The following is a 23,064-nucleotide window of genomic DNA, read 5'->3' on the forward strand; positions in this document are numbered from 1 at the left end:
GTTACACATGAAGAACAACCAACTGATTCAACTGCCGGACGGTTACTTGAACCGCACACCGATTTTTCAGTTTATCCTTGTATCACTGCTGTTTCCGTTATGGGCGGTAGCAGCAAGCTTGAACGATATTCTCATCGCACAATTTAAACATGTGTTTGAATTGAGTGATTTCGCAAGCGCTTTCGTACAGAGTGCGTTTTACGGAGGATACTTCCTTGTAGCGATTCCAGCGTCGATGGTCATCAAGAAAATGAGTTACAAGTTTGCGATTATGACTGGCCTTCTGTTTTATATCGTCGGCTGCTCGTTGTTTTATCCGGCGTCACACATGGGGACGTACACGATGTTCCTGGTTGCGATCTTCGCGATTGCGATTGGGCTAAGCTTTTTGGAAACAGCGGCCAATACGTACAGCTCGATGATCGGGCCGCGTCAATATAGCATCCTACGCTTGAACATTTCTCAAACGTTTTATCCGCTAGGTTCCATAGCAGGAATTTTACTAGGAAAGTACCTGGTTTTCCAGGAGGGGGCAAGCCTTGAATCACAGATGGCGAAAATGTCTCCGGCTGAAGCACAGGCATTTGGCTTGAAGATGCTGCAGCATACACTTGAACCATATAAATATATTATTTTCGTACTGATTGCCATGTTTGTCTTGTTTGCCTTGACGAAGTTCCCGATCTGTAAGCCGGTTGCGAATCGTGCAAAGAGCGCAGAAAAGGCACCAGGAATCGGTCAGACGCTCAAATATTTGGCAGGCAACAAACGCTTCAAAAAAGGGATTGCAGCACAGTTTTTATATGTAGGAATGCAGGTAGCCGTTTGGTCGTTCACGATCCGTCTGGCACTTGATCTGAACCCGGATTTCAATGAGAGAACGGCTTCCAACTTCATGGTCTATAGTTTTGCGGGCTTCTTTGTCGGCAAGTTCATCGCGAACTTCCTGATGGCACGCTTCTCATCTTCAAAGGTCTTGTTCGGTTATTCCATTCTTGGATCGGCGATGCTGGCATATGTCATTCTCGTGCCGAACATGACGGCAGTTTACGCGGCCATCGTAGTAAGCATGCTGTTTGGACCTTGCTGGGCAACCATTTATGCTGAGACGCTTGAAGTGGTAGATAAGAAGTACACGGAAACAGCAGGAGCGATCCTCGTAATGTCGATCGTCGGCGGCGCGGTGATCCCGGCACTTCAAGGGTACGCATCTGACGCATTTGGCTCCATGCAGACGGCGTTCCTCGTATCGATGGCGTGCTTCGTATATGTCGGCATTTACTTCTTTGGTGAAATGAAGAAGCAAAAATCTGGAGTGAAGAAGACTGACGAAACGATCGAAGTGGCTCAGTAAAAATAGAAAACCTGCGGGGCAGCCGTTGCTGGCTGCCTGGACGGGTTAATTTAGCAGGAAAGGGATGCTAGAGATGAGAGGAACCATTGAACTTCAGCGCGAATTTTTTAAAGAAAGCAAAAAAGTAATCTATCGAGATCATGAATTTACAGCAAGCCTATTCCGCTATCCGTCAGGGGTGGAGGCGATTGAGCTGACCAACTCACGGGGGCGAATGGTTGTGCTGCCGTATATGGGACAGATCATCTGGGATCTTGAGTTTGACGGTACAGATCTGAAGATGAAGAACATGTTCTCACAGCCGAAAAAGGTTAATGCGATCGTTGATACATACGGTTGCTTTGCGTTTCACTCCGGCTTGATCGCCAACGGATGTCCAGGACCTGACGATGACCATGAGCTGCACGGTGAAATGGCGTGTGCCAAGATGGACCGGGCATGGCTGGAAATCAGTGAAGAAGGAATCAGTGTTTGCGGTGAAACAGAGTATGTGAAAGGGTTTGGCCATCACTATTTAGCGTCCCCAAGTGTTAAAATGATGAAGGAAAACTCATTCATTGAGATGAATATGAAGGTGAAGAACCTGTCAGGGTCCGGCATGCCGCTTCAATACATGTGCCATACGAATTATGCGTATGTGGATGGTGCAGTCATGAAGCAGAACATTCCGGACGATTGCTTAGTGCTTCGGGAATCGATTCCAGCCCACGTGAAGCCGACCGAACAATGGCTGGCGTACAATAAAAAGCTGTTGAGCGGGGAAGAAACGCTGAACGTGCTGAACAAGCCGGAGATGTATGACCCCGAGATTGTCTTTTTTGCCGATAAGCTGGATGCCTACGGTGAGGAAGCAGAATTTGAGATGAAGTCACCGGATGGCACAGCATTTTTCACAAAGTTCTCAACTGCGGAATTGAACCATGCGACACGCTGGCTTTTGCATAACAGCGACCAGCAGGTAGGCGCATTCGTCCTGCCTGCGACATGCCGGCCGGAAGGATTTTTGGCCGCAGAAAAAGCAGGAACATTGATCACGTTAGGTGCCGGGGAAGAGCGTTCCTTTACGGTCGTGACCGGGAAGAAATAAGGAGGAAGAAACATGGATATTGCAGTGATCGGATCCAACATGGTGGATCTCATTTCATACATTGATAAGATGCCGAAAGAAGGAGAAACACTTGAAGCGCCGGACTTTGAAATCGGATGCGGCGGAAAAGGAGCGAACCAGGCAGTAGCGGCAGCGAAACTTGGCTCCAACGTCATGATGGTTACGAAAGTCGGAGATGATTTGTTTGCCGACAACACGATCAACAACCTGGAGAAGTACGGCATTGATACGGAATTTACCGTCAAGGTGCCTGGCACCTCAAGCGGGGTTGCGCCGATCTTTGTGGACCCTGAGTCCAAGAACCGCATCCTTATTATTAAAGGAGCGAACCAGCATCTTTCACCAGAAGATGTGGATGGGGCGGCAGAAAAGCTGAAACAGTGCTCCCTTATCGTCCTGCAGCTGGAGGTTCCGCTTCCTACCGTATACCGTGCGATTGAATTCGGTAATGAGCATAACATTCCGGTCATATTAAATCCTGCACCGGCCTCAAAGGAACTGGACTTTGAGTATGTGTGTAAAAGCGACTTCTTCATTCCGAATGAAAGCGAGCTTGAAATCTTAACGGAAATGCCGGTGGAAACGGACGAACAGATCCGGGTAGCTGCAATGACGTTGATCGAACGAGGCGTGAAAAACGTGATAGTGACGATGGGAAGCCGGGGAGTGATGTGGGTGACAAAGGATGATGTTCAAACGGTAGCTTCACATAAGGTAAATGCCATTGACACAACGGGCGCCGGCGATGCGTTCATCGGCTGCTTCTCTCATTATTTTGTTCAGAGCGGTGATGTGCTGGAGGCGATGAAAAAGGCAACAGCATTCGCGGCCTTAAGTGTGACGAAGCGCGGTACTCAGACTTCTTATCCAAGTGTGGAGGAAGTAGAAGCTTTTTTTCAAACGCTCGTTTAATAAATCAGCTGTTTTTATAGATGTTATTCAATTAACGGGTACATTACTTAAAGATCGAGCTGCCATATGGGCAGCTTTATCTTATTTAAGACCTGGAATCAATCAATAGGCGAGATTACCTTCAACTAGGACTAAATTTAATAAAGGACCCAGAGTCTCACTGGGTCCAGTTACTTAAAAGCCGCCTTCTAAAGGCTGAAAAGGAATTCGTAATCGATCTTCCACGATGCGCAGGCGTTGGTTTAATCGGTTTAACCGGCGTGAATGGACTGCAACAGTATTTTCAAGTTGGTTAACTTCCCGATTAAGCTGGCTAACTCGGTTTTCTAGCTGATTAACCCGCCTTTCAAGCTGTCTTATTGGAGGCTGTCTATCTGGGTCATGTTGCTGCTGAGGATAATAATCATACGACTGCTGTGAATAAGGGGCGTATTGTGGCTGCTGGACGTATGGTTGATAAGAACCGTATTGCTGCTGGACATAAGGTTGAGAACCGTTTGGATAAATAAAAAACCTCTCCTTTAATATTTTCAAAATAAACTCCCTTATAAGATATGTATCCAAGATGTAAGTGGACATATATAAATACCCATTATTCACAAAAAGAAATTCACAAAGGAGGAGAAAGCGAGAAAAAGTTGAAATATCTTATGGGTAATTGAATTTATTTCAATTTAATAGGAAAGTGTAAACGCGCTCAATGATTTTGGTTAATCTATCAAAATTAGGAGGGAATCATGGGAAGATTAGTACATTTTGAAATTCATGTAAGTGACATGGAACGAGCAAAGAAGTTTTATGGAGAGGTATTCGGATGGTCATTCCAGGATTGGAGTGAGTATGCTGGAATGCCTTACTTTGGAGCAGTAACTGGCGATGAGAGAGAACCTGGAATCAATGGTGCTTTGATGCAGCGGCAAAGTGCTTCTCCGGAAACCAACCAGGCGTTAAATGGATTTGCTTGTACAATGGGAGTGGAAGATTACGATTCCACGGAAGCTAAAATTATGGAGCATGGCGGCAAGGTGGCAATGCCCAAATATGCTTTGCCTGGAATGGCGTGGCAAGGATACTATATTGATACAGAAGGAAATATATTCGGAATTCATCAACCCGATGAGAATGCAAAATAGAATCCAATATCAGTGAATAAAAACATGAAACCAGTAACGCGGAGGCATTCATGAAACACCATCTCATGAGTTGCCATATTCACTCTTGGCATATAGAAATTTGCTTTATAAAAAGGAGTTCATTCGATTGAACTCCTTTTTATCTTTGTTCTAATAACCAATGTTAATTCTATTAAAGATATGGCTAAACTAATTTATATTAAAATCGAAAATGGGGGTGTTCGTATTGAAGTGGTTCATCTTCACACTAATGTCGATCCTTTTGATTTCTGGTTGTTCCCAGGAAAATAAAAATACATCCGAAAAGAACGAAAAGGATGCAAAAGAAGTACTTGCAAGACAAGCTGAGGTGATCGCAACTGATTTAGAAATCCCTTGGAATATTAACAAACAGGATAATACCTTTTATATGAGTCAACGGCCAGGTTATATCATTCAAGTTAATGGGGATAGCGGTTCGAAAACGGTTCAGAATGTAGAAGTTACGAAGAAGGTTCTGCATGAGGGTGAAGGAGGATTGCTAGGTTTCATACTTGCTCCTGACTTTAAGACTTCCCAAGAAGCGATTGCGTACCATACCTATCAACAGGATGGTACTGTTCTTAACCGCATTATCGTTCTTAAACTTAACGGCAATACATGGACGGAAAGAAGGATTATTCTGGAGAGGATCCCGGGAGGAACCATTCATAACGGCGGACGAATGAAAATTGGACCCGATGGAAAGTTGTATGCTACCGCAGGTGATGCGGGGAACCCGGAAAATGCTCAAAACATTCAAAGTCTTGGTGGCAAAATTTTGCGAATGCAACTAGATGGTAGAGTACCAAACGATAACCCATTTAAAAATTCTTATGTTCATTCCTATGGGCATCGAAATCCACAAGGATTAGCCTGGGATGATGAAGGAAAACTATATAGCTCTGAGCATGGTCAAGCGGCTCATGATGAAATTAACTTGATTGAACCCGGAAAGAACTATGGTTGGCCGATCATTGAGGGTAATCAACAAGCTCCTAATATGATATCGCCATTATATCAATCAGGGGATGACACATGGGCTCCATCAGGAATTGCTATTAAGAACAATAAAATGTATGTTGCCAATTTACGTGGTGAAAGTATTCAAGTGTTTGATTTGACTGACAAAACCGTAATTATTTTTTTTGAAAACGCTGGGAGAATGCGGGATGTGCTGATTGAAGGCAATACATTATATACGATTACGAATAATCGTGACGGGAGAGGCAATCCACGAGAAGGCGATGATAAATTATTCAAACTTCCTTTAGAGTAATAGGCAAGTGCTGCTATTCTAATTAAAACACCCACGTGACAATGAGAGACAATGCCCCGAATGAGTTTAGACCCTTCATTGATAACATAATCCAATGGCAGCAACAATCAGAACAAAGTTTATCTTCAGCTAAACAGCTTTTATAAGAGAATATGTTTATTAAATTAGGTACCTAGCTAATTACCAAGGTCAACATATAGTGTTGGCTTTTTATTATTTATGGAATAAGTTTGGTAGAAATTGGTGTGCTTGATGCGATGAAAAAAGCGACCGCATTTGCGGCACTGAGTGTGATAAAGCTCGGTACTCAAACTTCCTATCCAAGTGTGGAGGAAGTAGAAGCGTTTTTTCAAACGATCGTTTAATAGTAAATAAAACAAAGAAGCAGGTCCATTTGGATCCTGCTTCATCTTATTTATTATTCTATTGTACAGCTGCTTTCAGTTCCTGTTCTACAGCTGAAGTATTGCTGCTGAAGCTGAATCTAGGTGTATCCTCTTGTTTTTCAATTTGATGGTAGATTGTTCCATTTGTATCAATTAAACTAACGTTTTCAATAATATTTTTTATCTCTTCTAATTCATCTATTGAATAAATGGTAGGGTAACCGTCTAATTGCCTCACGAAGAATTTGTAGAGGGTTTGTTTATCGTCAAACACATAAGGGATTTTATTTTGTGAATGATTAATGAGTTTGTTTGCATGAAAATAAAGGATGGGTGTTATAGAACTATAATGGAAATGTTTTTCAAGTAATTGATTCAATATATTGACTCCGGCCATAACTTGTTTTGACGGATCATCAACCGAAATGACATTCAATTCTTTTGAATCATTATTTTTATTAACAAATACGATTGTTTTTTCAGTTTCATTTTCCTCAGAAGGAAAAAGATGATCGAGAATGAACGAAAATTGCTTTGTTTTTTCTTTTGTAATTCCAAACAATATATCCCCATGAAACTCATTCGTGTCAATGATATAAATTCCAGTTTTCATCAAAATGATATGATCGATTTTTATTGAAAGTATTTCCCCATCAGCTTTCTTCATTGGAACAAATACATTAGCCAGGATCTTCATTTCAAAAGGTTGGATCGTACCTTCTAAGACTAATTTTTTCTTTATCTCGGTTAATATATTATGAGTATTGACTTCACTAGCAGTTTTAGATATCTTTTCCACGGTGCGAACATATTCTTTAAAATCACTGATTTTGCTCTCATAATCTTCCTTAAGCTTATCCACCAATTCTTCTTTTTCCTGTTGAAGCTCTTTTTCCAATTTAGAAAAATTTTCCACGGCTTCCGTTTGAAATTCTTCAAACATTTCATCATAATGTTTATTTTTTTTCTTTAAAATTAATAATACCCCAAGGACAATACAAATTAATACGACAATAACTGCCAGCAATATATTAATATCCATAACTTATTTATTTTCTTTTTTATACAATTCGAGATACCTGGAAGGTACGATTAAGTGACCAAGTCTTTTTCAAGCCACAAATTCCTTAAAACTATCCGTAAATTGCTTCTCGTTAATATAATTGGATAAGAAAAGCGTCTTTATGTGGGTCAAATTTCTATCCCGACGATAGGACCGTCCCTGAAACTCCCTGTTTTCTAAAGAAAAAACGGTAATTTGTCCAGCCAGCAAATTACCTTGTTTGTGCCTTCCATTCTAGTATAGGGCTCTGGTGTTCAAGCTAAGTATTATGGTCTGTAATTCTATCGTAAAAAAATGTTTTAGTAAGTTTTTTGTCAGACTAGATGAAGGCCGGATAAACCCATAGGTGTCCTTGATTAATCTATTTTTTTCAACCTTTTATCCTGAAGTGCGGGCCATTTGAGGGAGGACAATAGACGGTCAAAAATAAATCTGTATTCCGAAAATTAACCGATAAGGACTTCAGGATTGGGGGCGAGACTTTTTTTGTCCTGCGTCGCCAAATCTTCAAACAGGCGATAATAACCGATCTAGGAGGAACAGCACTTGAAGAAACTAGGTACTCTATCAGGGATAGCAGTTTTGGGAGTTACTTTATCGGGAGGAAGCTTTGCGGAAGCCCATACTGTAAAACATGGTGAATCATTGTGGCAAATCGGACAGTCCTATGATGTTTCGTATGAACAAATTAAACAAGCAAATGGATTAAGCAGCGACATTCTCTTGCCAGGCCAGGAATTGGCGATACCGGATGCAAAAAAAATTCAAGCGACGGATGAAGAACGAAGGCTATTGGCTTCACTTGTGGAATCTGAAGCGGAGGGAGAAGAGTTTGCAGGTAAAGTGGCAGTTGCAGCAGTTGTTTTAAATCGTGTACAAGATTCCAGCTTTCCGGATTCAATTAAGGGGGTTATTTACGATCCTGGCCAATTTCAACCGGTTATGGAAGGAACGTTGAAAAGTCCATCTGCGGAATCCCTGCAAGCCGTTGATCAAGCATTAGCGGGCTATGATAATACCAATGGAGCTTTATTTTTCTACAATCCAGAAACGGCGGTTAGCCAATGGCTTGACACGAAGCCAGTATTAGAAACCATCGGCAATCATACTTTTTCACGTTAATATCATTTTACTTACTAACGAGAAGCAGGGCCATTTTTTTGGATCCTGCTTCTTCTTTTTAATAGGAACGACTAGCACCTGTTACTTGAATAAGACATATTATGTAGCAAACCCATGCTGACAAACAAGCATGGGTCTTTGGATAAGTTTAACTATCAGCAAATAAAGCTGGTGATAGGTGGACTTAGTAGGAAATAAAAAGAAAATATGTTTTCTTATTTGTTTCCGCTTAACGATTTAAATATATCATCACCTGGAGCAACAGGGGAAGAACAAGGAGCATCACCCTGCATAACACCAAACTCTGTTATTTCACAAATACTTATTATTAATTCAGTAAATGATATATAACCTGCCTGAAAACAACAACTCATCTTATCTGCATTCTTAAGGATAAGAACCGAATCGCACTTTACATCTTTTATAGTGCCTCGAGCTATATCGCCATTTCTTTCATAAACAACAACGAAGTCTCCTCTTCTTTTTTCTAGTTGTTCTGCCAGTTCTTCCACACAGTCACATTGACAATCTGATTTTTTATGGCTGCTTGACAAATTACCCAACTCTCCCTTCAAGAGTTATCTAAATGAAATTTCTATATTCAGGATTCTTGCTTTTTGTTTCTATGTTTAGTAGTTTAAAAGAAATTTCTATTTAAGATATTCAAGATTCATAGTTTTTGTTTGTATGCTTGTCTACTAAAACCAAAATCATTTAATAGATTCTAAAGAAAAATTGTAAAAAATGCCCATGATAAATTGAAACTTGCAAATAGAAAACATCCAAAAAAAGAGTGAAGGGCTGTAGGCCCATCACTTTTTGGGGGGATTTGGTGAGATTGAACGCTCGTTTTTTCCCGGCTTTTTCTCCGAGCGTGGAGGATGCAGAAGAGTTTAATCAAACGATTGTTTAATAAATAGTAAACCCTGTAAAGCGAACAGAATCATTCGGGCTTTACAGGGCTTGAAGAATTTCATCTAGTATAGGTAACCGCATCAGCCATGCAGGCTTCCCTGTAATCTGGGATGTGGGCTGAAGCAGCCCAAAGGGATTTGGAGCAGGCTGGTTTTTCCTTTTTCACTCAGTTTATAGAGGTCATCATAGGATTGGACATCAAATCCGAGAAGGGGATGCCCGCCCATATTTAATGCCGAAGCTGCCAGAAGCAGGTGCTGAGACAGAATTCCAGCTTCCATGTGCTGAATACGGTGTCCCCTGTATCCATAAGCGTTCTTGTAATGATCCTTATGGCCAGAGATCGTGAAGGAAAGTGGAACTTGAGTCATGTTTACAGTATCAGCAAGCAGTCCGTCTTGCAGCTGGCATCGGAAATCACCCTCCTGAATAGGTTGTAACGCATGATTGGATTCATCATAAGAATAGGAGCCATTGGGTACACCTTTTATGTTATACATACAACAATAGAGTGAAACACGGTAAGGAGGTTTCTGAAAAGCATGGTCTAGATCATTTCGGTAAGAAAAAGTGGAGAAAGCTTCGAATAGAAGGGCTGATAAGGTTTGTTGGTTTATGGGTTTCTGAACAAAGTCCATTCCAGGCGAATATCGATTTCGGCAGGCGGAAGAGAAATCATAAGATAACCGGTCCACACGAGGCAGCAGGTGAAACGGATGTGCTGACTCTTCTTTCTTTTCTTTTTCCATTTGCTCATGAGTTGGGAACGAGTCCAGCATGCACGCTTCATTCATCTTAATCAGCATGGGATATTCGCTAATTTTCTTGGAACGGACGTAATGCTGATGGTCAAGTGGTTTCAGTTCACCGCATAACGAAGCAGCATTGGAGGGTTCCTCTGTTTCATCACTCGTAAACCAGTTCATGGCTGGATCAACGGAAAGAGGAATCACCGCATATACACTTTCTTCTTGCTCGGATAGTCCTAAAAGATGATGAATAGCACGGTCAAGAAAATGGTAATACACCCCCGTCTCAAAACCCATGCGTCTTCCTGTTTCCAGCAGCTGACCGATCACAAAGCCGGTATCCAGCCCTTGCAGACGGTAAGAAAAGTTATGGTATTTGAAAAAATTCTTCCAAAAAAACGTGGAGCTAAATACGGTACCAAAAGTGGAGGACATGTCACAGCGATTGCCCAGAGCTCTGTTCAAGTAGCTGTCAAAATTCCCTTCCCTTAAACAAACTAAACGATGGTGTGCAGCATCATAGTGATAAATGCCTTCAGGGAGATCCTCGATTTTCAAATAGATGTAAAGTTCGGTTGGATACAGTGCACCGCCGGATGGAGCAAAGCGCCGGTATGCTGTCCATTCTTCTGTTTGATCAGCAAAAGGATGCGTTTGGCTAACTTGTGTAAGCCCGAAGGTATATTTAAGAAAGTGACTCATTTCTTGGAGATTCGGTTTTGAGTTTCTGTTCTTCTTTTGTTCGAGATGGAGCGGTATATTTGCGGATAATTCCACTACAGGCAACCCCCGGTAAAGCTTATAGGGAAGGGGGGCGTCATCCCAATTCGCCTCCCAGTCCCGGGGTTTTATTTTGTCAGATTCATAATGCAGGTTATGCAAAAATTCATCGAGGTTCATTCCTTTTCCCCCTTTGGGACTGCTATGGAAATGGATGAGGATACGGGTTAAGGCTGCTATAAGTCAGCGGCTCTCTCGTATATCCGAGTTTCGCTGGTATGTTCAACACCCGATCCAATCCCTTTAGCCGGGTAAGGTGATGTCCAAATGTCATGGGCAGCATCCCGGGTATCACTACTTTTACACAATGTAACCCGTTTCGTTTCAGTTCAGGGCTTGTTTGGTCCACAACAATGACCTCCAGCTGAAGCTGCCGAAAAACTTCCAGGATCTCCACAACATCATCCAATAAATCAGCGGATTTATGAACCGGATGAAATTCCTGTTGAAAGCTCCTTTTCGGGCGCTGATCGAGAAGGAAGAATAAACGTTCCTCCGCTTCTTTTAACCCGTATAGCATCGAATGGTCTTCCATATGATGAACGAGTAACGAATCATCATACATCTGCCTATATTTCTCCCGTTCTTTTTCCAGCTTATCGTCCATGGTGAGAAGCATGCCTGAGAGTTCTTGAACGGCTCCTTTTACGGCTCTTAATGGATCAATGTGGGCTCCAGCGGCACATAAAAGATTCATGCCCGTTTGCTTCGTATTTTTGGCAAGCGCCCAAATGCTAGGAATTCCGTTCTCGGTCGTCGAATTAAACAAATGCACTTCATATCCGGTCACTGCATGTATGCGCTGGATCATGAGCTGAAGCTCCCGGTCGTCTATGGAAGACAGATCCAGACGAGGAATAGGGAGTTGGCCGTACCATGTCATTAAAAATGAATCCCGCTCAACTATTTCGAAAATACCGTAAAGAATCGCTTCCTCCATGCTTCCGCCGAGTGCACAGCCGTTAGAGGTTTCATAAACAAAGCCTTCCCCGCCTCCCAAGCTGTAATAGGCAAACGTCTCTGGTACCAGGATGGGCCGGTTCTGTGATAAAGAATAGCCCCAAACCCAATGAATGGGCCGCTCGGAGTCCAATGGCTTGAAAGGAAAGCCGGGCATGTCATATTGTTCCTTTGTATGAAGTCCTATTGATCGTGGGTTAAGGGCATGCTTTTCCACCTTGGAATACGGTCCATAAACCATTGTCCGTTTACCCATTGGGGCATAGCCGCAGTATCTCTCCAGTCCTTCTAAAATGGCGGATTGTTCACTTTGAGCATACGAATGGGTTCGCCCACCCGTTAACTCATCGCCTGATAGTAGAGGAAGATTGACAATCGTATCGGCAAAAGGGGAAATGAAGTCATATCGTTTATGATTAAGAAGGCCCGTTCTGCTATCTAAGTAATCCTTGCCCAGAACCTTCTCCATGTCTTCCAGCGAGCGGCAGCGATAGCTATCGATTGATGTCTTCGGGCTTTGTTTCAGTATGATCTCTGCGGTATCCGCTGTATCCTCTGGAAGATCGCCGCACACAGGGCAGTATGGGTCAGGCAAAAAGAAATGATAGGATAGCCGGAGCGTATTTAACTGCAGAAGAAATACATGTTCATACGTGCGGGCTTTTTCTCCTTTTAACAATCTATGGACCTCTTCTTGAATGAGATAGGAAGTTTGCAATAATCCTGAAGCGGAAGCCCAAGGATCTTGCTCGATACCAGGTTGATCCATCTTGTATTCTTTCATTTGGAATTGTTCTCTCCGGTCAGATCCCGCCATAAAACGTCGCCTATCCGCGCACTGAGAACACCCCTGTTTGTCTGGAAGAACAAGCGGTCCAATGTTGGCTTCACCAAATGATACGAATCCCCGAAGCCAAGGGATGCCAAAGAACGAAAAGGCCTCATCGGCTTCTAGGTGTTCAGCCGGAACCCAGGAATCGTGGAGCACTAATGCCAGATTTCCTTGATTCGGAACGGCTTCTTTTACAGTGGCCCAGCGTGTAATGGAATAGAGCCCGCTCAATTGTTCGCTTACGGTGTCAGCTAACATTCCGTTTCCGATGATGATGATGGAGTGGCTCATGGAAGTTCCTCCCCGCTTAACGCAATCCCATAAATGCCAGCCGTATTCTCTTTAAAAATCGCTTCCAGATGAAGTTCAAAGATGTTTGCTTGTTTTTTATTCTGCCTTAATCGATTTATTGCAGAATGGAAGGTTTCGTCTAACGGCTTTTCTTCAAAAGAAGGAACCGGAACCTTCTGTTGAGCATCCTTTTGCGATGTAATGGAGGAAACCACAACCCCATAGGGATAATGTGAGGTTTCTCGATTTTGAGAATCCATCACAGCCGTTTGTAATGCTCTGCTTAAAGCCATCTGCATATTCAATCCAACGCTTCCATACAACTTGCCGTTTGATTCAACCCAAACGACAGGAAAACCCAGTACTTCACGGCCACATAAAAATTCTGGTTCAGACTTCTTGGTTCTCAGAGCCTGCAGAAAAAATTGGCAGCGATGATCATTGACAAGGCTTAAATCCAATGTGGCTTTAGTGACACCGTGATCTGCTTGCTTCACAAATTCTTCATGAAGTGCGTTTTGCAGTGCTCTGCATAAACCTTCTGCAGGGGTCTTGCCCATCCCGATTCCCCATGATGAAGGATGCTCACTGAAAAAGTCATTCCCAAAACTCCTGGCATATGTTTCAATTCCAATCAGACCTGCCTCCAGGCGAGCTTCTTCATGCGTGAGTCCTGAACAAACAGTCTCAGGATAGAGCTTGGCAGGGCCTTCTGAACGCGGATCAGCAACCTGGACTTTGCATTGTGATAACGGGAGCTGGAGTAAATCTGCTTCCTCCCAAAGATGAAAAACACCACATTCTTTTGAAGTAATCCGGTAAAACAGGGAATGTAGGTCCATTTGTTGATGATTGCATGTTTCAAGGAATGTAGCCGGGTCCTTAATCGGTTCGGCATAAACACGCCCAGTAACCAGTGGGTGAGGGAGAAAGGTGTGCCAGCTTCCTTCGAGCGTTTCCAAGTTAAGCAAGTAAAATGGTCTTTCTCTTTTTCCCTCATGTACGCCTGTGATTTCTTTAAAAAGCTCAAAAACCGCCACATTGGCTAATAGAGCACCTGCTGTTAGTGATAAGGAGTGAGAACCATTGCCTTCTTCATTCAGCCTCTGGTGCAGTCTGCGGAAGGCAGACTCCCAGCACGAATCGGATTCAGCAGAAACGAGCGGGCCAGCAAAAGCTAAGTCTTTTAAAATAGTAACGGGAAGAACATTCTTCTTTTGTTCCTTGCAGATGGCCAGAAAGGTACGAAGTTGAGATAAATCACTGTCCTTGCATCCATATAGTATGCAATCAAACGGTTCTGCATTTTCTCTCCATGAATTTTTCCCGGATCTTAAGATGGTGATGTTGGTTTCGGGCTCTGACTTGCGTGCTTCAGCTATCATCTCATTTAACCGCTGCTGAATAGCTGGGTGTGATTCAGTGAGTATGACGCTGAAAGAAGGAAGCCCTGATTCAATCAATGATCGAACGAGAGAGAGGAGAAGCGAATCCGAACCGATCACCGCTACTTTTGCATGGCGGTAAACTTGGAATCGATAACCGCCCGAATCACGAATATGATCTAAATATTCGATTTGGGAGGCATACTTAGCAAGGATGCGATCAGGAAGCTGATGTGGGAGATCTTGGCTTACATCACGGACAAAACCGTTTTCGTACAGAACATGTGCGATCTTATACACTTGTTCTTTATAAGCATCTGGTAAACCGTTTGTGACAGAATCAAGAGTATGGGTTCCGTCGAAAATAGGAATTAATTTTTCCAGCCATCGGTCAATGGTGCTGCCTTCCATTCTTAAAGATTTTACGTTGTTCCGGAGATATACACCTTTAGCTGAATCCGGAAAAACAAACGTGTCTCTGTTCACTTTTAAACACATAGAAGGATTTAATTTTTGCATGATCGACCTCCTCTTTAGAAAGCTCTACATCTTTTACATTATTTAACTCTATGGATGCCTGTTGTCCATTATGCCTATCCAAACGATAAAAGCCCTGCAGAGGGATATGCAGGGCCGGTCTTTTGTTAAAATACCTATCACTACCGATCGGAAGCTTAACTGCTTCCGCCACGACCGCAGCGGCCACAGCCGCCACAACGGGCACAACCGCCACAGCCGCCGCAACGGCCAAAGCAGCCGCCACATCCGCCACAGCCAAAGCAACGGCCAAAGCAACCGCCAAAGCCGCCACAACCGCCACAGCCACCGCATCCACCAAAGCCACCGCATACACCAACACAGAAACCAATGCCAAAGCCAACACAGAGACGAGCGGAATCACTCGTATTTTGATCCTGAGGATAATTCGGGGTAACATTGCTGACATTTACACCATCAGTGTGCAGCCCCTGAAGATCCCACTTAAATTCTTCATTCAATAAAAAAACCTCCTACTTTATTTTACGGGTTTAACGAGCTGAGAAATCGCCAGAACACAAACGTTTTTTCTGGAAAAGTACCCTCAAAATAAAATATGGGATGTGGTTGTCCCAAGTTACTGTCCATATGCCTAGTTATCATACACCAACAAATATAAACTTTTAATTCCGACATATCTACTATGGATAGTATTGACAATGGAGGAGAATCGCTTTATTATTAGAAATGTTCTAAAAACAATAGCATAACCGTTCTTATCGAGAGTGACTGAGGGATTAGGCCCTATGACGTCCGGCAACCTCCAATTTGGAAAGGTGCCACTTCCTACAGAATGATTTTCATTCTGAAAGATAAGGTGATTGAATTTATATTCCAATGCCTCTTTCATGATGAAAGGGGCTTTTTTATTTGGAAAGAAAGAGGGGGTTGTTTCATGATTGAAGTCAAAAATCTGTTGAAGGTTTACCGTTCGAAGAAAAAAGAGATCGTGGGGGTCAACAACGTATCTCTTACGGTAAATGAAGGAGAGATCTACGGCATTATCGGTTACAGCGGTGCAGGGAAGAGCTCTTTGATCCGATGTTTAAATTTATTGGAGAAGCCAACATCGGGTGAGGTTTGGATTGATGGGGTGAATCTTGCCTCTTTAAAAGGAGAAGATTTAAGAAAAGCCCGGTTAAAGATTGGCATGATCTTTCAGCATTTTCATCTGGTCAGTTCAAAAACCGTCTATGAAAATATTGTATTTGCCTTGAAAGCAGCGGGCAAATCAAAGGATGAGGCGGAAAAGCGAGTATTGGAACTATTGGACCTCGTGGATCTTGCGGATAAGAAGGATCAATATCCGGCTCAGTTGAGCGGAGGTCAGAAACAAAGGGTCGGAATTGCCAGGGCGCTTGCCAATAACCCGAAGGTGCTTTTATGTGATGAGGCAACTTCTGCCCTCGATCCAAGCACAACAAAGTCCATCTTAAACTTATTAAAGGACATTAACCGCAAGCTGGGATTGACCATCGTTCTGATCACGCATGAGATGGAAGTAGTGAAGGAAATCTGCCATAAGATAGCCGTCATGCAAAATGGTGAAGTGATTGAGGAGGGCGAGGTCTATGACATCTTCTCTGATCCTCAGAAACCGCTGACCAAAGATTTTATTAACAGTATCCTGCAATTTGAATTGCCTAAGCAGCTCATTGAAAACCGCAAAGGGAAGATCATCAAGATTCAGTTCAAAGGCGAGATTGCCGAAGAATCAGTGGTGTCAGAGCTTTTCCAGAAATACAACGTGAAAGGAAATATTCTGCACGGGAAGATTGAGTACATACAGGATATCCCTCTGGGCATTTTCATTATGGAGCTTACAGGTGAAAATTCCGAAGTAGAGAGAGCGATCGAATATATTACAAGAAAAACAAGGAGTTTGGAGGTGGTTTATGATGTTGCTTGATTCACTTGTACAGCTTCTTCCTGATTTAAACAATGCGTTCTTCCAAACACTTTATATGGTGGGCATCTCTTTAGCCGTGGCCATCATCATCGGGCTCCCGCTTGGTGTATTGCTTTTTGTAACCGATAAAGGATTATTCCTTGAAAATTCCGCTGTGAAAAGTGTTACGGGATGGATCGTCAACTTGATTCGTTCGATTCCCTACATTATTCTTTTGGTGGCGTTATTGCCGTTAACCAATTTGCTTACAGGGACAACAATTGGGCCTACTGCGGCTTCCGTATCCCTCTCTGTTGCTGCGATTCCTTTTTTTGCAAGAATGGTTGAAGCGTCACTCCGAGAAATCGATAAGGGAGTGATCGAATCAGCCGTAGCAGTTGGGGCAACCTCATGGATGATCATTAAGGATGTGCTTCTTCCGGAAGCCAAACCGGGTTTGATTCAAGGATTAACAATCACGACAATCAGCTTGGTCGGTTATTCAGCCATGGCAGGTATTGTTGGCGGGGGAGGAATCGGTGACTTGGCCATCCGATTTGGGTACTATCGCTATGATAATACCGTCATGATTACCACGGTAGTCGTTTTGATTTTACTCGTCCAAATCATTCAATTCACCGGAGATAAGATCTCCAAACTCGTAGATAAAAGATAAAACAATAGGGGAGAGAAACAAATGAAAAAGTTTACTTCAGCACTCATTCTATTACTAGCCATTGGTGTTCTGTCAGCATGTGGCTCAACTTCCAGCGGATCATCAAGCTCAGGAGACAAGAAGAACATCAGCATTGGAGCAACAGCCGGCCCATACAGTGATATGGTCAATAAAGCCATCAAACCTGAACTGGAGAAGAAAGGATATAACGTTAAAATTGTAGAGTTCAGTGATTACATTCAGCCGAACCTCTCATTAGCTAAAGGATCTATTGATGCGAACCTGTTCCAGCACAAAATCTATATGGAAAACTTCGCAAAAGAAAAGAATTTAAAGCTTTCCGAACTGATTATTGTACCAACTGCGCCAATGGGTGTATATTCCAAGAAATTCAAAAAGATTGAAGACATCAAAAACGGCAGCACGGTAGCCATTGCCAACGATCCCGTTAACCTGGCCAGAACGCTGTTAATGTTCCAGGATGCCGGTCTAATTACCATCAAGAAAGAAGTCAATCCATTAACCGCTTCAGAAAAAGATGTTCAAGAAAATCCGAAGAAACTTCAATTCAAGCCGCTTGAAGCTGCGCAATTGCCAAGAGCGGTTGGAAGTGCAGATGTATCGGCCGTTCCGGGTAACTTCGCGCTTGCGGCAAAAATGAAATTGCAGGATGCTCTCTTCCTTGAGAACATGCCGGATCAATACCGTAACCGGGTCGTTGTGAACACAAAAGATGTTAAATCCCAATTCACTAAAGACATTAAAGCAGCCGTGGAATCCAAAGAGTTTGAAAAAACCATAGATAAAGAATTTAAAGGTTTTGGGAAGCCGGAGTGGATGAAGAAGTAAATTGAATGAAGAACAAGATGGGTTACATCTGCGGGTACAGGCAGAACAGGCTGGGCACTGTAACAAGATTATGCGGAGGCAGCAGCAGTATTGGCCGGAAACGGAAACAAGAATACCGTTTACGAACTTTCAGAAACTTATGACTCAAGAAGAATTGGCGTCTGCTGTTGGAACTGTATTAGGTAAAGAAGTATCCGTGCAGCAAGTCGATGATACTGCTTATGCGGATATTATGAAAGGTGCTGGTATACCGGATTTCATTATTCCTATGCTTGTCGACATCCAAAAAGGTATTCGGGATGGTGAATTAGAGGTAGAGAGCAACGATTTCGAAAAATTGCTTGGCCGCCCTCTTACACCAATAAACGAAGCTTTGAGTCAAATTGTTAATGAAATCTCTGCAAATAAGAATTAAATTTAATCAAAACAAAACGGGGCTGTCCAAGAAGTCTGGTAGCTGTTGATCTCCGCTCCAGGCTGCTCGCTTTCCGCGGGGCGTGCGGTGAGCCTCTTGGCGCAAGCGCCTGCGGGAGTCTCACCTGTCACGCTAGTCCCGCAGGAGTCTCGCACCTTGCACTCCAATCAACTTTTCATTGAAGATTTTTCACGTCAAAGGAGCTGCCTGAAGGTCAATTTTCGACTTTCAGGACAGCCCCGTCTTTTCATATAAAGGTCTTGGGTTTAAAGGAGGATTTATTGAGATTGTACGCTCGTTTCCTCCATCCAATACGCCTCCCGAATATTGATCTGCTTACGAATATCCCGGAGGATGTCATTGGTGACGTCCCCTTCTTCGTAAAGATGCTGGATTTCGTCCCTCTCTGCCTGGAACGCTTTGATCTGGAGCTCTCTTTTCATCTGGGTGTGATGGATGGATTCCTCGCTTTTTTTCGCAAGCCTGAACGTCATAATTAATCGATTGTATTCCCCTATAACCCCTAGATAAATGTGTTTATTTTCTGGCGTGATATGGTTCTTTAAATAGTGAATGGCAGCCTTCGCCATGTTGACTTTTAGCTTAATCAGCTTTTTTGTTCGCAAGCGGCGATTTTTACGGCGTTCCTTGTGTTTTGGTGTGAAAAGCTTTACGAAAGAAAGTAAACTTCTTTTAAAAAGCGTCCAAAAGAACAATCTTCTATACTGCAACCGGTTTGTTTGAGCGAGCCGCCTTCGCTGGATATGTTCCTCAATGAGATTCGCCGTATCCCTGTCAATCTTTCCTGTTCTTTTTAAATTCTCATAGTAGCGGACTTCCGCCTCAAGTGCCTTCAGCCGAACCTCGGATTCTTCCAATTTCACTTGCTCCGAACTCTTTTCGCTTACCTCATTACGAATCGTATTGTAAGCGGTGATGACGGATACTGCCGCACCCCGATTCTCATCCGTTAAGGATTCCTCAACAGAATGGATGGCAGCTTCAAGGGTTCGCAGCCTTGCCGTCCGTTCCATTTCCTCTTTCAGCTTTTCACCGTTTCCTTTTTCCGTCCGTGATAGAAGCGGAAGGAATACACTTGCAGCTATTAAGGTAACCAAGATCACTCCGGCTGCGATAAAGATGATTAATGAACGCTCCGGAAAGGGACTTCCTCCGGCGATCACATAGGGAATCGTAAACGCACCGGCAAGGGTTACCGCCCCTCGTACTCCTGAAAGGGTAAGGATGGAAATGGCTCTCACAGAATGAGTTTGAGGCTGTTTCTTGTCCAGCCATCCCCAGCGCCAGGTTGCCGAAATCCAAAGGAAACGAAGAAGAATAAGGGCTGCCCATAGGATGAGGATGTAGCTTGTTACCTGCCAATTATTAAAGGAGGGATCCTTAAATATTTCACTTGCCACCCTTGGGATCTGCAAGCCTAACAGCACAAACACCAGCCCATTTAAAATATAGATGAGAACCGTCCACGTACTTTGGGAAACCAATTGCAGCTGCCCAGCTGGAACCCGGCTTCGATCCTGATGGATGGTGTAGACAATCCCGGCTGCTACAACCGACAAGATACCGGAGAGATGTAAATGCTCAACAAAGTAAAAAATGACAAAGGGGGTAAGGAGCTGGATGAGCATATGAATCGTAACATCCTCCATACCAAGCCTTCGAATAGATGTCTTCAACTGAATAATCAGGATGGCTAAAATGACACCGCCAAGGAACCCTCCAATCGATATGACTAAAAAACTCCAACTGGCTTGTGCCAATGAAAAAGCGCCGGTCACGGATGCGGCAAGGGCAAATTTAAAGGCAACCAATCCTGAAGCATCGTTCATTAATCCTTCACCTTCGAGAACGTGCATAATCCGTTTCGGTATCTTCACACGGCTTGAAATGGAACCTACAGCAACAACATCGGTAGGAGAGAGAATCGCTGCAAGGGCAAAGGAAGCAGCCAATGGGATCGTTGGAATGAGCCAATGAATTAAGTTGCCAATGGCAAATACGGTGACGAAAACCAGACCGAGGGCCAGCAAAAGAATCGGTTTACGGAGTTTCCATAAAGCGTGCCTCGAAACATGTCTGCCATCGTGAAAAAGTAAAGGGGCAATAAAGAGAATGAAAAATAATTCCGGCTCCATGGGGATCTGTATTCCCAGCGGAAGGGAAGCAAGCGTTACCCCTAAAACAATCTGAATAATGGGTACGGGTATGTAAGGGATAAAATGATTAATCAGGCTGGATAGGCCGATAAGGGACAGCAGTAATAAAATAACGAGAAAAAACTCCATGATCTACCTCCTCTCCTATCTATTTTGTAACATAATCGTATTTTTAAGTGTACCAATCGGCCTGGGGATTAAAATTTTTCAAACGGGAGTAAATATCTTTATATGATGTTTGATTTCAAGAAGGCTTAGGAGGAGGGAATTTCATTTCAAGCCAATGTTTTCACTTCTATTCGGGATCTTGTCGATCAACAAAGAGATAGTCAGTATTAATCAAAAGGATCAGCGGTTAGCTTCTTCAGGGAAAATTTGCAGCCTAATTGGATTAGGGATGAATTTTTTTATTTTCTACCGATTATCTGGTTTGCGATCGCAGGATTTTAAGTGAAGGAAAAACTCGCCGATTTGGCGAGTTTTCTTAGTTTCTTTGATTATTGTTTAAAAGGCTGCTGCCCTTGTGGCGGCATTTGGGGCTGGCCGGTTGCCGGAATAAAGCTTTGGGTCATCTGCTGCATATCTTGAGGTGATAATTGTGGTACCTGGTAATACTGGTGCTTATTTTGGTAAAGAAAAATTTCATAAGCCATCTCGACATAGTTGGCTACATTGTCAGCCATGACCCTTCTGACAACGGGGTTCGTTACTTCCACTGAAGTCATCGTGAGCAGGGAGGCTGTGGATTTTATGAGGCCAAGCATATGACCTGAAAGGCCTTGATCCTTAATTTCTGAAATGGATTGATTCGGCTTTTTAGGCTGTGAAGGCTTTAGCCCATAGGTAACTGTGTTGTTCTGCTTCATCCTGTATTCTGATGTCGGGTGAGAGGGATTTGCACCCGACGTAAAGCATTCACAAAGTATGTTGTAATGATCAAGAATAAACCTATATTGCCTGTCCAGGATGTCGATCAACTCTGGATCTTTCGCAAAGGATCGAAACATCATGTATTGATCAAGAACGTTGATTAACCCCGAAAGGATCTCGTGAAGGTCAAATACTTCATGACCTCCATGATTCATTTGGTTCGGTAATTGCTGTGTATTGAAATTGGGCGGATTCGTTTGTTGGTTGTACTGGTTTTGCATCATAATTACCTCCTGACATTCGTTCAAGATGAACAAATTTATTATTAGCATAGAGGTTTCTCTTATCACGTTTTCTTTTTGGTAAAAAACAGTAAGAAGGCAAGTTTCGCTCTAAAACTCTTTCGGCAATCAATATTGTTTTAGCAGCTACGGCACTAATCATTTTTGTTGCTGGATTATTTCGTAATGATTTTGACCGGACCCGAAATGAGAGGAACGGGGTTTCTTTTCATAGGGATTTCAACAATAATCAGTTCTTTTGAAAATTTTTATGGGAAAAATATAAAGCACTTCTATCTTAATCTTGGTACTGTAGTTATATGGTTTTTCATTGCTTGTACATACTTTTTTGAGCTTTGAGGGAGAACACAGGGTTACATATAGCTCTGTGTTTTTTTGTTTATGGATAATTTTAACGCTTCTGCCAACACGTCAGTGGGATATGGAGATTCAAATAAAATGCAGGTGTCTTGGTCTTGGTGCCAGGCACCTGTTTTAATTTTGAAAAAGATGCCGATAAAATAAATGTCGGTCATTATCACAAAGTATAAAGGAGAACAAAAATATGGATTTAAGCAGTCTCAATTACTTGCCGATCATCGTTGGCGGTATTGTTTATATGCTGTATGGCGGCATCTATTATTCCATTGTTTTATCAGAAAAAAAGAAAAGCACTCATAAGGAATTTGCAGCCAATGAAAGCAAAGGGCCGGGAAAATACATCTATTCCGTGATTACCGCATTTATCATTTCATTTTTCATTGCCGTTCTTGTCCAGTCCATTGGGGAAGACACTCTAGGTGCCGGGCTCGGGATTGGTTTCATTATCGGCTTGCTTATTACGCTCGTCTATCTAAAGAATTCATTGTTCGGACTGATGTCCAGGAAATCACTTTTCATTGCGATTGGAGACCACCTTGTCATTTTCACGATGCTTGGTGCGATTCATGGGTTTTTAAATTAGTCCGATAGCAAGGAGGAGGACAGACTAAATTTAGCTGTCCTCCTTTTTTTATGGAAAGGTTATTGACGAAGATTTTAGAACGTGTTACCATAAGGTCACTTATTACATGTGACCTTTTAT

20 protein-coding genes, 1 pseudogene and 1 riboswitch are annotated in these 23,064 nt (G+C 42.8%); of the genes and pseudogenes, 12 read left to right on the forward strand and 9 right to left on the reverse strand.

Features of this window, described 5'->3' with window-relative positions:
- Nucleotides 1-7 precede the first annotated feature (7 nt).
- The 3 genes from fucP to rbsK all read left to right on the forward strand — a co-directional run bounded on the left by fucP (nucleotide 8) and on the right by rbsK (nucleotide 3,374).
- Entirely contained in the window at nucleotides 8-1,354 is a 1,347-nt protein-coding gene (gene fucP, locus M1K46_RS21530) for an L-fucose:H+ symporter permease (protein WP_256227643.1), read from the forward strand.
- A gap of 64 nt (nucleotides 1,355-1,418) precedes the next feature.
- On the forward strand, nucleotides 1,419-2,441 hold the full coding sequence (locus M1K46_RS21535) for an aldose 1-epimerase family protein (RefSeq protein WP_256227644.1): 1,023 nt from the start codon (nucleotides 1,419-1,421) through the stop codon (nucleotides 2,439-2,441).
- Between the two features lie 12 nt (nucleotides 2,442-2,453).
- The gene (gene rbsK / locus M1K46_RS21540; protein WP_256227645.1) at nucleotides 2,454-3,374 is read left to right on the forward strand and encodes a ribokinase; all 921 of its coding nucleotides are present in this window, start codon (nucleotides 2,454-2,456) and stop codon (nucleotides 3,372-3,374) included.
- A gap of 174 nt (nucleotides 3,375-3,548) precedes the next feature.
- Here rbsK and M1K46_RS21545 read toward each other — a convergent pair whose 3' ends face one another.
- Entirely contained in the window at nucleotides 3,549-3,908 is a 360-nt protein-coding gene (locus tag M1K46_RS21545) for a hypothetical protein (RefSeq protein ID WP_305586173.1), read from the reverse strand.
- A gap of 203 nt (nucleotides 3,909-4,111) precedes the next feature.
- Here M1K46_RS21545 and M1K46_RS21550 point away from each other — a divergent pair, with 203 nt between their 5' ends.
- The 3 genes from M1K46_RS21550 to M1K46_RS21560 all read left to right on the forward strand — a co-directional run bounded on the left by M1K46_RS21550 (nucleotide 4,112) and on the right by M1K46_RS21560 (nucleotide 6,169).
- Entirely contained in the window at nucleotides 4,112-4,507 is a 396-nt protein-coding gene (locus M1K46_RS21550) for a VOC family protein (RefSeq protein WP_062238987.1), read from the forward strand.
- Nucleotides 4,508-4,724: 217 nt separating this feature from the next.
- Nucleotides 4,725-5,804, forward strand: a complete 1,080-nt coding sequence (locus M1K46_RS21555) for a PQQ-dependent sugar dehydrogenase (protein WP_256227646.1) — start codon at nucleotides 4,725-4,727, stop codon at nucleotides 5,802-5,804.
- 230 nt (nucleotides 5,805-6,034) lie between these two features.
- A complete protein-coding gene (locus M1K46_RS21560) occupies nucleotides 6,035-6,169 on the forward strand; it encodes a hypothetical protein (RefSeq protein ID WP_256227647.1) in 135 nt (44 codons plus the stop codon).
- A gap of 58 nt (nucleotides 6,170-6,227) precedes the next feature.
- On the opposite strand, the gene M1K46_RS21565 is transcribed toward M1K46_RS21560, so the two are convergent.
- Nucleotides 6,228-7,217 carry a nuclease-related domain-containing protein gene (locus M1K46_RS21565; protein WP_256227648.1) on the reverse strand — a complete coding sequence of 330 codons (990 nt, stop codon included), beginning with the start codon at nucleotides 7,215-7,217 and terminating at the stop codon, nucleotides 6,228-6,230.
- A gap of 582 nt (nucleotides 7,218-7,799) precedes the next feature.
- Here M1K46_RS21565 and M1K46_RS21570 point away from each other — a divergent pair.
- Complete coding sequence (locus tag M1K46_RS21570) at nucleotides 7,800-8,375, forward strand: cell wall hydrolase (RefSeq protein WP_256227649.1); 576 nt, start codon at nucleotides 7,800-7,802, stop codon at nucleotides 8,373-8,375.
- Between the two features lie 215 nt (nucleotides 8,376-8,590).
- On the opposite strand, the gene M1K46_RS21575 is transcribed toward M1K46_RS21570, so the two are convergent.
- The 5 genes from M1K46_RS21575 to M1K46_RS21595 form a co-directional block, all read right to left on the reverse strand.
- Entirely contained in the window at nucleotides 8,591-8,929 is a 339-nt protein-coding gene (locus M1K46_RS21575) for a hypothetical protein (RefSeq protein ID WP_256227650.1), read from the reverse strand.
- 441 nt (nucleotides 8,930-9,370) lie between these two features.
- Nucleotides 9,371-10,939 (reverse strand): SagB family peptide dehydrogenase, encoded by a 1,569-nt coding sequence (locus tag M1K46_RS21580; protein WP_256227651.1) that lies wholly within the window; start codon nucleotides 10,937-10,939, stop codon nucleotides 9,371-9,373.
- A 22-nt stretch (nucleotides 10,940-10,961) separates the two neighbouring features.
- Complete coding sequence (locus tag M1K46_RS21585) at nucleotides 10,962-12,902, reverse strand: TOMM precursor leader peptide-binding protein (protein ID WP_256227652.1); 1,941 nt, start codon at nucleotides 12,900-12,902, stop codon at nucleotides 10,962-10,964.
- Entirely contained in the window at nucleotides 12,899-14,806 is a 1,908-nt protein-coding gene (locus tag M1K46_RS21590) for a putative thiazole-containing bacteriocin maturation protein (protein ID WP_256227653.1), read from the reverse strand. Before M1K46_RS21590 ends, M1K46_RS21585 begins: the two co-directional genes overlap by 4 nt.
- Nucleotides 14,736-15,233, reverse strand: coding sequence for a hypothetical protein (locus M1K46_RS21595; RefSeq protein WP_256227654.1), 498 nt, complete (start codon nucleotides 15,231-15,233; stop codon nucleotides 14,736-14,738). Before M1K46_RS21595 ends, M1K46_RS21590 begins: the two co-directional genes overlap by 71 nt.
- A gap of 304 nt (nucleotides 15,234-15,537) precedes the next feature.
- A riboswitch (SAM riboswitch) is annotated at nucleotides 15,538-15,643 on the forward strand.
- 76 nt (nucleotides 15,644-15,719) lie between these two features.
- On the opposite strand from M1K46_RS21595, the gene M1K46_RS21600 reads away from it, so the two are divergent.
- From M1K46_RS21600 to M1K46_RS21615, 4 genes and pseudogenes are all read left to right on the forward strand, one after another.
- The gene (locus M1K46_RS21600; protein WP_256227655.1) at nucleotides 15,720-16,733 is read left to right on the forward strand and encodes a methionine ABC transporter ATP-binding protein; all 1,014 of its coding nucleotides are present in this window, start codon (nucleotides 15,720-15,722) and stop codon (nucleotides 16,731-16,733) included.
- A complete protein-coding gene (locus tag M1K46_RS21605) occupies nucleotides 16,723-17,388 on the forward strand; it encodes a methionine ABC transporter permease (protein ID WP_256227676.1) in 666 nt (221 codons plus the stop codon). The genes M1K46_RS21600 and M1K46_RS21605 overlap by 11 nt, the downstream gene beginning before the upstream one ends.
- 21 nt (nucleotides 17,389-17,409) lie before the next feature.
- Nucleotides 17,410-18,237 carry a MetQ/NlpA family ABC transporter substrate-binding protein gene (locus tag M1K46_RS21610; RefSeq protein ID WP_053355915.1) on the forward strand — a complete coding sequence of 276 codons (828 nt, stop codon included), beginning with the start codon at nucleotides 17,410-17,412 and terminating at the stop codon, nucleotides 18,235-18,237.
- A gap of 18 nt (nucleotides 18,238-18,255) precedes the next feature.
- Nucleotides 18,256-18,652: pseudogene (locus M1K46_RS21615) on the forward strand (SDR family NAD(P)-dependent oxidoreductase); the annotation flags it as partial.
- Between the two features lie 278 nt (nucleotides 18,653-18,930).
- On the opposite strand, the gene M1K46_RS21620 reads toward M1K46_RS21615, so the two are convergent.
- The gene (locus tag M1K46_RS21620) at nucleotides 18,931-20,958 is read right to left on the reverse strand and encodes a Na+/H+ antiporter (RefSeq protein WP_256227656.1); all 2,028 of its coding nucleotides are present in this window, start codon (nucleotides 20,956-20,958) and stop codon (nucleotides 18,931-18,933) included.
- Nucleotides 20,959-21,326: 368 nt separating this feature from the next.
- Nucleotides 21,327-21,980 carry a spore coat protein gene (locus M1K46_RS21625; protein ID WP_256227677.1) on the reverse strand — a complete coding sequence of 218 codons (654 nt, stop codon included), beginning with the start codon at nucleotides 21,978-21,980 and terminating at the stop codon, nucleotides 21,327-21,329.
- A gap of 565 nt (nucleotides 21,981-22,545) precedes the next feature.
- On the opposite strand from M1K46_RS21625, the gene M1K46_RS21630 reads away from it, so the two are divergent.
- The gene (locus M1K46_RS21630; protein ID WP_256227657.1) at nucleotides 22,546-22,944 is read left to right on the forward strand and encodes a DUF1761 domain-containing protein; all 399 of its coding nucleotides are present in this window, start codon (nucleotides 22,546-22,548) and stop codon (nucleotides 22,942-22,944) included.
- The last annotated feature ends 120 nt before the right edge of the window (nucleotides 22,945-23,064 follow it).

This window comes from Fictibacillus sp. WQ 8-8 (genome assembly GCF_024494405.1).
Lineage (GTDB): Bacteria > Bacillota > Bacilli > Bacillales > Fictibacillaceae > Fictibacillus_C > Fictibacillus_C marinisediminis.

Excerpts from the sequence above, each read along its gene's own strand:
- fucP (WP_256227643.1), top strand. The coding sequence starts at position 8 with ATGAAGAACAACCAACTGATTCAACTGCCGGACGGTTACTTGAACCGC.
- M1K46_RS21535 (WP_256227644.1), top strand. The coding sequence starts at position 1,419 with ATGCTAGAGATGAGAGGAACCATTGAACTTCAGCGCGAATTTTTTAAA.
- rbsK (WP_256227645.1), top strand. The coding sequence starts at position 2,454 with ATGGATATTGCAGTGATCGGATCCAACATGGTGGATCTCATTTCATAC.
- M1K46_RS21550 (WP_062238987.1), top strand. The coding sequence starts at position 4,112 with ATGGGAAGATTAGTACATTTTGAAATTCATGTAAGTGACATGGAACGA.
- M1K46_RS21580 (WP_256227651.1), bottom strand. The coding sequence starts at position 10,939 with ATGAACCTCGATGAATTTTTGCATAACCTGCATTATGAATCTGACAAA.
- M1K46_RS21585 (WP_256227652.1), bottom strand. The coding sequence starts at position 12,902 with ATGAGCCACTCCATCATCATCATCGGAAACGGAATGTTAGCTGACACC.
- M1K46_RS21590 (WP_256227653.1), bottom strand. The coding sequence starts at position 14,806 with ATGCAAAAATTAAATCCTTCTATGTGTTTAAAAGTGAACAGAGACACG.
- M1K46_RS21595 (WP_256227654.1), bottom strand. The coding sequence starts at position 15,233 with ATGTCAGCAATGTTACCCCGAATTATCCTCAGGATCAAAATACGAGTG.
- M1K46_RS21600 (WP_256227655.1), top strand. The coding sequence starts at position 15,720 with ATGATTGAAGTCAAAAATCTGTTGAAGGTTTACCGTTCGAAGAAAAAA.
- M1K46_RS21605 (WP_256227676.1), top strand. The coding sequence starts at position 16,723 with ATGTTGCTTGATTCACTTGTACAGCTTCTTCCTGATTTAAACAATGCG.
- M1K46_RS21610 (WP_053355915.1), top strand. The coding sequence starts at position 17,410 with ATGAAAAAGTTTACTTCAGCACTCATTCTATTACTAGCCATTGGTGTT.
- M1K46_RS21620 (WP_256227656.1), bottom strand. The coding sequence starts at position 20,958 with ATGGAGTTTTTTCTCGTTATTTTATTACTGCTGTCCCTTATCGGCCTA.
- M1K46_RS21625 (WP_256227677.1), bottom strand. The coding sequence starts at position 21,980 with ATGCAAAACCAGTACAACCAACAAACGAATCCGCCCAATTTCAATACA.
- M1K46_RS21630 (WP_256227657.1), top strand. The coding sequence starts at position 22,546 with ATGGATTTAAGCAGTCTCAATTACTTGCCGATCATCGTTGGCGGTATT.